Annotated in this window: 12 protein-coding genes; all 12 read right to left on the bottom strand. The window is 71.6% G+C overall.

Translation table 11 applies throughout. The annotated features are described in order from the left end of the window. Positions 1-267 precede the first annotated feature (267 nt). Complete coding sequence (locus tag JK363_RS10480; RefSeq protein ID WP_201874167.1) at positions 268-999, bottom strand: VIT1/CCC1 transporter family protein; 732 nt, start codon at positions 997-999, stop codon at positions 268-270. A 167-nt stretch (positions 1,000-1,166) separates the two neighbouring features. Then, entirely contained in the window at positions 1,167-2,150 is a 984-nt protein-coding gene (gene lgt / locus JK363_RS10475) for a prolipoprotein diacylglyceryl transferase (protein WP_201874166.1), read from the bottom strand. Between the two features lie 71 nt (positions 2,151-2,221). Further along, positions 2,222-3,016 (bottom strand): DsbA family protein, encoded by a 795-nt coding sequence (locus tag JK363_RS10470; protein ID WP_201874165.1) that lies wholly within the window; start codon positions 3,014-3,016, stop codon positions 2,222-2,224. Positions 3,017-3,072: 56 nt separating this feature from the next. Next, positions 3,073-3,888 carry a tryptophan synthase subunit alpha gene (trpA, locus tag JK363_RS10465; protein ID WP_201874164.1) on the bottom strand — a complete coding sequence of 272 codons (816 nt, stop codon included), beginning with the start codon at positions 3,886-3,888 and terminating at the stop codon, positions 3,073-3,075. Next, positions 3,888-5,123 (bottom strand): tryptophan synthase subunit beta, encoded by a 1,236-nt coding sequence (gene trpB / locus JK363_RS10460; RefSeq protein ID WP_201874163.1) that lies wholly within the window; start codon positions 5,121-5,123, stop codon positions 3,888-3,890. The genes trpA and trpB overlap by 1 nt, the downstream gene beginning before the upstream one ends. 205 nt (positions 5,124-5,328) lie before the next feature. Then, positions 5,329-5,481, bottom strand: a complete 153-nt coding sequence (gene trpM, locus JK363_RS44610; protein ID WP_372444735.1) for a tryptophan biosynthesis modulator TrpM — start codon at positions 5,479-5,481, stop codon at positions 5,329-5,331. 6 nt (positions 5,482-5,487) lie between these two features. Further along, complete coding sequence (trpC, locus tag JK363_RS10455) at positions 5,488-6,297, bottom strand: indole-3-glycerol phosphate synthase TrpC (RefSeq protein WP_201874161.1); 810 nt, start codon at positions 6,295-6,297, stop codon at positions 5,488-5,490. Positions 6,298-6,454: 157 nt separating this feature from the next. After that, positions 6,455-6,934 carry a DUF2752 domain-containing protein gene (locus tag JK363_RS10450; RefSeq protein ID WP_307821673.1) on the bottom strand — a complete coding sequence of 160 codons (480 nt, stop codon included), beginning with the start codon at positions 6,932-6,934 and terminating at the stop codon, positions 6,455-6,457. A 132-nt stretch (positions 6,935-7,066) separates the two neighbouring features. Beyond that, positions 7,067-7,306 (bottom strand): HGxxPAAW family protein, encoded by a 240-nt coding sequence (locus tag JK363_RS10445; protein ID WP_201874159.1) that lies wholly within the window; start codon positions 7,304-7,306, stop codon positions 7,067-7,069. Positions 7,307-7,503: 197 nt separating this feature from the next. Next, complete coding sequence (locus JK363_RS10440; protein WP_201874157.1) at positions 7,504-8,172, bottom strand: TIGR02234 family membrane protein; 669 nt, start codon at positions 8,170-8,172, stop codon at positions 7,504-7,506. A 163-nt stretch (positions 8,173-8,335) separates the two neighbouring features. Beyond that, positions 8,336-9,826, bottom strand: coding sequence for an anthranilate synthase component I (locus JK363_RS10435; RefSeq protein ID WP_236075679.1), 1,491 nt, complete (start codon positions 9,824-9,826; stop codon positions 8,336-8,338). A 64-nt stretch (positions 9,827-9,890) separates the two neighbouring features. Next, a complete protein-coding gene (gene hisI, locus JK363_RS10430; protein WP_201874155.1) occupies positions 9,891-10,256 on the bottom strand; it encodes a phosphoribosyl-AMP cyclohydrolase in 366 nt (121 codons plus the stop codon). Positions 10,257-10,265: the final 9 nt, after the last annotated feature.

Here is a 10,265-nt window from a genome sequence, read left to right as displayed (position 1 = left end):
GGACGACGTTGGCCCTCCGCGAAAATTTCGTGCAGATTACATGATGCGGCGGTTCTCGGGAACCGGTCATTCCGTTTCATCATGCGGACACCCCTGCACGGGGTGATCAAGGCAATAAGTACCGGGCGACGATCATCGCCACGGCGGGGGGCGGGCGACACTGCCCGCGCGTTACGGCTTTATGCCCGCACGAAAAACCCTCGAAACCCTCGAGTAATGGAATAGTGATGCAGATCGCCGTATGACTAGCCGGGCCCTCGTCGGGCCCTAGCCTACGGCGGTTCCGAAGAAGGTGCCCAGGGCGTAGGTCAGACCGGCCGCCGTCCCGCCCAGCGCCAGCTGCCGCAGTCCGCTGAACCACCAGCTCCGGGCGGTCACCCGGGCCACCACCGCACCACAGGCGAACAGCCCGATCAGCGCCACGACCACCGCGGGCCACAGCGCCACCGCGCCCAGCAGATACGGCAGCACCGGCAGCAGCGCGCCCAGCGCGAACGACCCGAACGACGACACCGCGGCGACCGTCGGCGACGGCAGATCGTCCGGGTCCACCCCCAGCTCCTCGCGGGCGTGTATCTCCAGCGCCTGCTCGGGATCCTTGGACAGCTGCTTGGCCACCTCACGGGCGAGCCGCGGCTCCACACCCCGCGACTCGTAGAGCGCGGCCAGCTCCTCCAGCTCGTCCGCCGGGTGCTTGCGCAGCTCGCGCCGCTCCACCTCCAGCTCGGCCTGGACCAGCTCACGCTGGGAGGCGACGGAGGTGTACTCTCCCGCGGCCATCGAGAACGCACCGGCCGCGAGCCCGGCGAGCCCGGCGATCACGATGGTCTGGCGGTCCACCGCACCGCCCGCGACACCGGTCATCAGCGCGAGGTTGGAGACCAGACCGTCCATCGCGCCGAAGACGGCAGGGCGCAGCCAGCCGCCGTTCACATCCCGGTGGGTGTGGTTGTCACGGTGGGCGATATGCGGTGACTCGGCGCGGTCGATGACGGACATCTGAGAAGTGCTCCCTTCGCGGAGGGCGGGCCGCCCTCACCCCAACGCTTCGAAGGTACGCGCGAATTCCTCTGTCCCGCCAGCAAGGAAGGCCGAACTTACCTCGCTGACCTGCGTAAACGCGAAAGCCGCCGAACCCGGTGGGTTCGGCGGCCTTCTGCGGTGCGCTACTTGGAGGGTTCCGCCTCCGGGGACACCGTGGAGTCGGCGTCCCCGGCACCCTCGGTGCCCTTGGCCGTTTCGGTGCCCTTGGCCGTCTTGGCGCTCGGGACGGGCTTGGCATCCCCGGCGGCGTCCTCGCCCGTCGCGGAGGCGGCCGCGCCGTCCTCCACGGCCGCGGGCTCGACCATGGTCTCCCGGCCCGGCGCCTTCTTCGCGGAGAGCACCATGTAGACGACCGCACCGACGAAGACGACGATCGAGGTCCAGTTGTTGAGCCGCATGCCGAGCACATGGTGGGCGTCGTCCACCCGCAGATACTCGATCCAGAAGCGGCCCACCGTGTAGGAGGCGACGTAGAGGGCGAACGCCCTGCCATGCCCCAGCTTGAAGCGCCGGTCCGCCCAGATCACCAGCAGCGCGACACCGACGCACCACAGCGACTCGTACAGGAAGGTCGGGTGGTACGTACCGGCCACCCGGCCCGCGTCGGCGTCGGCGTCGATCTTCAGGCCCCAGGGCAGGGTGGTGGCCTTGCCGTAGAGCTCCTGGTTGAACCAGTTGCCCCAGCGGCCGATCGCCTGGGCGAAGGCGATCCCGGGCGCGATGGCGTCCGCGTAGGCCGGGAGCGGGATCCCCCGGCGGCGGCAGCCGATCCAGGCGCCCAGCGCACCGAGCGCGACGGCCCCCCAGATCCCGAGGCCGCCCTCCCAGATCTTGAACGCGTCGACCCAGTTCCGGCCCTCCGTGAAGTACAGCTCGTAGTCGGTGATGACGTGGTACAGACGTCCGCCGACCAGGCCGAAGGGCACCGCCCAGACGGCGATGTCGGCAACGGTGCCGACCCTGCCGCCCCGGGCGACCCAGCGCCGGCCACCGAGCCAGACCGCCACGAAGACACCGATGATGATGCAGAACGCATAGCCGCGCAGCGGGATCGGACCGAGATAGATCACGCCGGACGACGGGCTGGGAATGTAAGCGAGGTCCATGACAGGGTCGACGCTACCGTGCCGGGCGGCAAATACCACAACCCACCCGGCACAACGGCTGCATAACGGGCTCAGCCCCGAGCCGCCGCGGCGACCATCCGCTTGAGCTTGTTGGGGCTCAGCGGCTTGTCGGGCTTGCCGTAGATCGACTTCCCGTTCAGCAGCACGGTCGGGGTCGACGCGAAGCCGGAGTGGTTGAAGGAGTCGCTGGACTTCTTCACCCAGCCGTTGTGGCGGCCGTCCTTCACACAGGAGCGGAAGGCGGGGGTGTCGAGCCCCGGGACCGTGCCCGCCAGCTTGATCAGCCGGTTCTTGTTGGCGTAGGTGTCGCGGGTCTCGTCGGGCTGATGCTTGTAGAGCACATCGTGGTACGCCCGGAACTTCCCCGCGTCCTGGGCGCAGGCCGCCGCGTTCGCCGAGTGCAGCGAGCCGATGCCGCCCATGTTGCCGTCGATGATCGTCACGAGGTGGTAGCGGACCTTCAGCCGGCCGATGTCCTGCAAGTCGTGCAGAGCGGTGCGGAAGACATCCTCGAACTGTTTGCAGCCGGGGCAGCGGAAGTCCTCGTAGACGTTCAGCGTCGAGGGGGCGGGCCGTCCCGGCTTGGCGGACTTCCCGGTCTCGATCACCATCCGGCCCTTGCCGACCGCGCCCCGCGGCGGCTCCACCGAACTGCCGGATTTTCCCGAGTCCTTGGTTGCGTTGGACGCGAACATGCCCACCCCGGCGGCCACCGCGAGCACGGCCACGACCGCCCCGACGGCGCCCATCGTCCGCTTCCGCTTGTTGCGCGCCCTGTCCTTCTCGCGCTGTTCCCGCAGCCGCTCACGGGCGCTGCGCTTTCCCTCACGGTTTTTCTGGCTCACCCCACGCCTAACGAGGCGGAGGAGCACGCTTGAGCTCCTCCGCCCCGCGATTCCCTCTAACGAGGGACGCGAACGCCCTCGGCGAGCTCACCGGCCAGCTCGCGCACCGCCTGGAGCCCGGCCTCGTGGTCGGCGGCCTCCAGCATCCGCTTCACGAACGCCGAGCCCACGATGACCCCGTCCGCGAACGCCGCGACCTCCGCCGCCTGTGTCGCGTTGGAGACCCCGAGGCCCACGCACACCGGCAGCTCGGTGGTGGCGCGGGTGCGCTCCACCAGCTCACGTGCCTCCAGACCCACCGATTCACGGGTGCCGGTGACGCCCATCAGGGAGGCCGCGTAGACAAAGCCGCTGCCCGCCGCCGTGATCTTCGCCAGCCGCTCGTCCCGGCTGCTGGGCGCCACCACGAACACGGTCGCCAGACCGTGCTGCTCGGCGGCCTTCCGCCACACCTCGGACTCCTCGACCGGCAGATCGGGCAGGATGCAGCCCGCTCCCCCGGCCTCGGCCAGATCGGCGGCGAACCGCTCGGGTCCATAGCGGTCCACCGGGTTCCAGTACGTCATGCACAGGATCGGCGCACCGGTGGCCGCGTGCACCTCGCCGACGGTCCGGATGACGTCGCGGATCTTCACCCCGCCGCGCAGGGCGATGTCATCGGCGGTCTGGATCACCGGTCCGTCGAGCACCGGGTCACTGTGTGGCAGGCCGACCTCGACCACATCGCAGCCGCCCTCGATCATGGCGGTCATCGCGGCCACCCCGCCGTCCACGGTGGGGAATCCGGCGGGCAGATAGCCGACGAGCGCGGCGCGCCCCTCGCTCTTGGCGTTGGCCAGGACGGACGACAGCAGCTCCAGATTTCCGGCCATCACTTCGCTCCCTCGTCGTACAGCCCGAAATACCGCGCCGCGGTGTCCATGTCCTTGTCGCCGCGCCCGGAGAGATTGACGACGATCAGGCCGCCCTCGCCCAGCTCACGCCCCAGGTCCAGTGCCCCGGCCAGCGCGTGGGCGCTTTCGATCGCCGGGATGATGCCCTCGGTCCGCGACAGCAGCCGCAGCGCCTGCATGGCGCCGTCGTCGGTGATCGCCCGGTATTCGGCGCGGCCGATGTCCTTCAGATACGCGTGCTCGGGGCCGACACCGGGGTAGTCCAGACCGGCCGAGATCGAGTACGGCTCGGTGATCTGCCCGTCCTCGTCCTGGAGGACGTAGGACCGGGAGCCGTGCAGGATGCCCGGCTCGCCCTGGCTGAGGGTCGCGGCGTGCTCACCGCTGTCCACCCCGTGTCCCGCGGGCTCGAAGCCGACGACCCGCACGCTCTCGTCCGGCAGGAAGGCATGGAACAGCCCGATCGCGTTGGAGCCGCCGCCCACACAGGCCGCCACGGCGTCGGGCAGCCGCCCGGTGCGCTCCAGGATCTGCCGCCGCGCCTCCACCCCGATCACCCGGTGGAAGTCGCGCACCAGGGCGGGGAAGGGGTGCGGTCCGGCCACGGTGCCGAAGAGGTAATGGGTGCGGTCCACATTGGCGACCCAGTCGCGGAACGCCTCGTTGATGGCGTCCTTCAGGGTCCGGCTGCCGGACTTCACGGCGATGACCTCGGCGCCCAGCATCCGCATCCGGGCCACGTTGAGAGCCTGCCGCTGGGTGTCCACCTCGCCCATGTAGATCGTGCACTCGAGTCCGAACAGGGCGCAGGCGGTGGCCGTGGCCACCCCGTGCTGTCCGGCCCCGGTCTCGGCGATGACCCGGGTCTTGCCCATCCGCTTGGTGAGCAGGGCCTGCCCCAGCACGTTGTTGATCTTGTGTGAGCCGGTGTGGTTGAGGTCCTCCCGCTTGAGGAAGATCCGCGCGCCGCCCGCGTGCTCGGCGAACCGCGGCACCTCGGTCAGGGCGCTGGGCCGCCCCGTGTAGTTGACCAGGAGGTCCTCGAGCTCGGCGGCGAACGCCGGATCGGACTTCGCCTTCTCGTACTCGGCGGCGACCTCGTCCACCGCGGCGACGAGCGCCTCGGGGATGAACTTGCCGCCGAACGCGCCGAAATACCCCTGGGCGCTGGGGACCTGACCTTCCGGGTCCGGGATGAAGAAATCAGAGGACATTCGCTGTACTCCGCAGGTCTCGATGGATGACGATCACAACGCGGGACGGGCACACCGCCGCCGGCACGGGACGGGGCGACAAGCAGGGGCCGGTGCCTCACGGAGCCGGGGCAGTCGCCGGACCGCGGGGGAACGCTGGGATCCCCCGGTGTCCGGACGGCCTGGCGGCCGCGGCACGGTACGGCCTACGGCACCTCTGCCGGTGTCAGCGGTGCGCCGTACGCCGCCATCGGCGCCCGTTGATCTGTCCCGGTTCGCATCCGATGTGATAGCGCACGCGCCGTCCGCGCACCCGTCGTGCGGGCGCACGGCAGCCCCGGGGACGGCACCCCCGGGCCAAGCGTGCGTATGCCTCCATGATCCGTCAGTCCCGCCCGTGCCGCAGCGCCGGATGGGCTCCGGCCGCCACCAGATCGGCGACGGCGCCCTTGGGGTCGCGTCCGGTCACCAGGGACTCGCCGACCAGCACGGCGTCCGCGCCGTCGTTGGCGTAGGCGATCAGGTCGTGCGGGCCGCGCACGCCGGACTCGGCGATCTTCACGATGTTGTCCGGGATCTCCGGCGCGACCCGGGCGAAGTTGCCGCGGTCCACCTCGAGGGTCTTCAGATTGCGCGCGTTGACGCCGATGAGCCGCGCTCCGGCGTCCACCGCCCGCGCGACCTCCTCCTCGTCGTGCACCTCGATCAACGGGGTCAGCCCGATCGACTCGGCCCGCTCGATGAGGGAGACCAGGGCCTCCTGGTCCAGTGCGGAGACGATCAGCAGCACCACGTCCGCGCCGTACGCCCGCGCCTCCCACAGCTGGTAGGAGGTGACGATGAAGTCCTTGCGGAGCACCGGGATGTCGACCCTGGCGCGCACCGCCTCCAGGTCGGCCAGCGATCCGCCGAAGCGGCGCTGCTCGGTCAGCACGCTGATGACGGCGGCGCCGCCCGCCTCGTAGTCGGCGGCGAGCCCGGCCGGGTCGGCGATGGCGGCCAGCGCGCCCTTGGACGGGCTGGACCGCTTGACCTCGCAGATCACCTTGACGCTGTCGCCCTTGAGGGCCGCGACACCGTCCTTGGCCGGCTGCGCCTTGGCCGCCCGCTCCTTGAGCTCGTCGAGGGTGACGCGTGCCTGCCGCTCCGCAAGGTCGGCACGGACTCCGTCGATGATCTCGTCGAGCACACTCACGCGAGCGGCCCCCTTCCCGGATGGGGATGAAGCAGATGGTCGGTGCCGGTGGGGCGGTCAACCGCTGCACCAGGCACTGCGATGGTAGCTGTCAGAGGACCCAGGTCTCGCATCCGGTTGACGCCGAGTCCCACCACATGGACATACACAACAACGGTCACGGCGTCAGTAGTCCCCCGAACGGGGAATTCCGGACGATCGTGAAGATCACTACAACCCCGAGGAACGCCCGGACCTGCCAGCCGCGCGGGGTGAACGGCCGCCCCCGCATCAGGGGGAACCGCCCTCCGGCCACGGACCGCGCACACCACACCAGCCAGCACACCGCGAGCAGGGCGTAGCAGAGGACCGCGAGGGCGTTGTCGCGCAGCGCCGCGGGCAGATCGCCGTGAGCGAGGGCGTGGGCGCCGCGCAGGCCCCCGCAGGCCGGGCAGTACAGCCCGGTGAGCCGGAGCACCGGGCAGACCGGGTAGTGGCCCGGCTGATGCGGGTCGACGGCGCCCACGTAGCCGAAGGCGGCGACGACGCCCGCGAGCACCCCCAGGGGCGCAAAAAGCCGCCGTACCGCACCGCCGCCGGGCGGCGGCGGGGCGGGCGACGGAGCCGGATCCGGGGCAGCCGGCAGAGGTGCGCTCACACCGCCGAGTCTGCCCGCGGATCGACGAAGGCGCAGCTCAGGATCTGCCGTATCTGCGCCGTACGGGGCCGATGCCGAGGATCGGCCGCCACGGGCGCCGGAACGGGCCCCGTGCCGCGCCCGACGTCACACCTACTGCTGGGTCTGCGCCTCGGGGCGGGGCCGCGGGTGGGGCTGCGCCTTCGGCATCCCGAGCCCGGCCGCGCGCATCGCGACACCGACCACACCACCGAGCGCGACGATGACCATGCCCGCCCAGAAACCGAGCGGATTGGCCAGCACGGTGAAGGCACCGGCGACGCAGAAGCCGATGAAGGCGATGGTGACACCGGTCCAGGCGGCCGGGGTGTGTCCGTGGTTGTGACCCGCCATGAATACTCCTCGTAGCTGTACTGCGCCTGGTCCGGGCGCCCGGGGCGAACGCTCCCACGCCATTGTCCCCGACGCGCGAAGTGGCCTTGAGCGGGGGTGCCGCTGGGCACTCCCGGTTCCCTTGAGCGGGGGTGCCGCCGGGCTGAGCGAGGGTGCCGCCGGGCGCTTCCGGCTCACGCCCCCGCCGGTGCCCGGGCCTACGCCCCCTGCCGGGCCGTGGGGTCCTCGCCCCGGTCCAGCGCCTTCCACAGCTCCTCGGGGCGGTCGGGGTCGGCGGCGGGGCGGGCGCCGCGGCGGACCCGGGCGCGTCCCTCGGCGCCGGAGCGCTCGTACCGCCCGGACATCGCGGGCCAGTGGCGGCCGTAGCCGAGCGCGAGCAGCCCCGCGAGCATCAGCAGCACCCCGCCTGCGAGGGCCACCCACGGCCAGGGGGTGTACGCCACGTCGTGGATGGCGCTGTCGGTCAGACCGGTCGCCTTCGACGCCTTCTCCCTCAGCGCCGCCTTGTCCGACGCGCCGAGCGCGGAGGCGACGACGATGCCCGCGCCGGTGAGCGTGAGCAGTCCGGAGACGACGACCCGGCCGACCCGGCGTACGGCGAACACGGCGACCAGCGCGGCGAGTCCGACGACCGCGAGCGCGCCCGGCAGCCCGGTGATGTCGTCGCCGTTCGCCCGCTGGGGCAGGGTGCCCTGGGCGACCGAGGCGGTGCCCTCGGCCCAGGTACGACTGGTGGCCAGCAGCACGAGTGCGGCACCGAGCGCACCGGCGAGCAGGGCGACGGCAAGGCTGATCCGGCGGCCGCGCGCGGCGGAGGCGGAGGGCTCGTTCTCGGCCCGGGGCTGGGGTACGGCTGCTGCACTCACGCGTACCACTATCCCCCACGGGGTGCGGAGCCCGGGTCCCGGGTATACCGGATGACCCGGTCCGCACCGATACGCCCGGTGGCGACTAGGGAAACGCCCGGAGCGCCCGCGGTACGCCCCGGCCGCCCCGCCTCCGCGCGGTGCGCCCCGGGACCCGCCCCGGTCAGCGGCGGAGCCGGTTGGCCGAGTGCACCGCCCGCAGCACCGCCGCCGCCTTGTTGCGGCACTCCGCGTCCTCGGCCGCCGGCTCGGAGTCGGCCACCACGCCCGCGCCCGCCTGGACATAGGCCGTACCGCCGCGCAGCAGGGCGGTCCGGATGGCGATCGCGGTGTCGGAGTCGCCCGCGAAGTCGAGATAGCCGACACAGCCGCCGTACAGCCCGCGGCGGCTGGGCTCCAGCTCCTCGATGATCTGCATGGCGCGCGGCTTGGGAGCACCGGAGAGGGTGCCCGCGGGGAAGCACGCGGTGAGCACGTCGAAGGCGGTGCGGCCGTCGGCGAGAGCACCGGTGACCGTGGAGACGATGTGCATGACGTGGCTGTAGCGCTCGATCGACATGAAGTCGACGACCTCGACGCTGCCGGGTTCGCACACCCGGCCCAGGTCGTTGCGGCCGAGGTCGACCAGCATCAGATGCTCGGCCCGCTCCTTGGGGTCGGCGAGCAGTTCCTCGGCGAGCGCCGCGTCCTCCTGCGGGGTGGCGCCGCGCGGGCGGGTCCCGGCGATGGGGTGCACCATCGCCCGGCCGTCCTCCACCTTGACCAGCGCCTCCGGGCTGGAGCCCACCACGTCGAAGCCCTCGAAGCGGAAGAGGTACATATAGGGGCTCGGGTTGGTGGCCCGCAGCACCCGGTAGACGTCGAGGGCGGACGCCGTGCACGGCGTCTCGAACCGCTGGGAGGGGACGACCTGGAACGCCTCGCCCGCGCGGATGCGCTCCTTGATGTCGTCGACGGCCGCCTTGTAGTCCTCGCCGCCCCACAGCGCGGTGTACGCGGGGACCTCGGAAGCGGGCAGCGCGGTGGGGTCGGTGGCCACCGGGCGGACCAGGTCGGCGGCCATCGCGTCGAGCCGCGCCACGGCGTCCGCGTACGCCTCGTCGACACCGGTGTCGAGGTCGTTGTGGTTGATCGCGTTGGCGATCAACAGCACGGTGCCGTCCCAGTGGTCGAGCACCGCGAGGTCCGAGGTGAGCAGCATGGTCAGCTCGGGCAGCCGCAGATCGTCGCGGCCGTGCTCGCCGATCTTCTCCAGGCGGCGGACGATGTCGTAGCCGAGGTAGCCGACCATGCCGCCGGTGAACGGCGGGAGATGGACCAGACCGCCGAGATCACGAGGGGTGTGCAGAGCCTCGATCGTGGCGCGCAGCGCCTGGAGCGGATCTCCCTCGGTGGGGACGCCGACGGGTGGGGTGCCCAGCCAGTGGGTGCGGCCGTCGCGCTCGGTGAGGGTGGCGGCGCTGCGGACGCCGATGAAGGAGTAGCGGGACCAGGAGCGGCCGTTCTCGGCGGACTCGAGGAGGAAGGTGCCGGGGCGCTCGGCGGCCAGTTTGCGGTAGAGGCCCACGGGGGTGTCCCCGTCCGCCAGCAGCCGTCTGCTGACGGGGATGACGCGGCGGTCGGCCGCCAGCTTGCGGAAGGTCTCGAGATCCATCGTGGCAGCGTCCTGGGTCATGGATGAGGAGCCTAGTGGGGGCGGGGGTGGGGGCCGGGCCCGGTCACCGGCCGAGCGGGAGGACGTCGGCGTCGAAGCAGGTGCGGTCACCGGTGTGGCAGGCGGCCCCGACCTGGTCGACCTTGACGAGGATGGTGTCCGCGTCGCAGTCGAGGGCGACGGACTTGACCAGCTGGACATGGCCCGAGGTGTCCCCCTTGACCCAGTACTCCTGGCGACTGCGGCTCCAGTAGGTGCAGCGGCCGGTGGTGAGGGTGCGGTGCAGCGCCTCGTCGTCCATCCAGCCGAGCATCAGCACCTCGCCGGTGTCGTACTGCTGGGCGATGGCGGGGACGAGCCCGTCGGCGCCGCGCTTGAGGCGGGCGGCGACGGCCGGGTCGAGGGCGGAGGGGCGGTCGGAGCCGGTCATGCGACCATT

Origin of the sequence: Streptomyces coffeae (assembly GCF_016741875.1) — a bacterium.
Lineage (GTDB): Bacteria > Actinomycetota > Actinomycetes > Streptomycetales > Streptomycetaceae > Streptomyces > Streptomyces coffeae.
The sequence above is the reverse complement of the archived record's forward strand: the minus strand, read 5'-3'. Positions and strand labels throughout refer to the sequence as shown.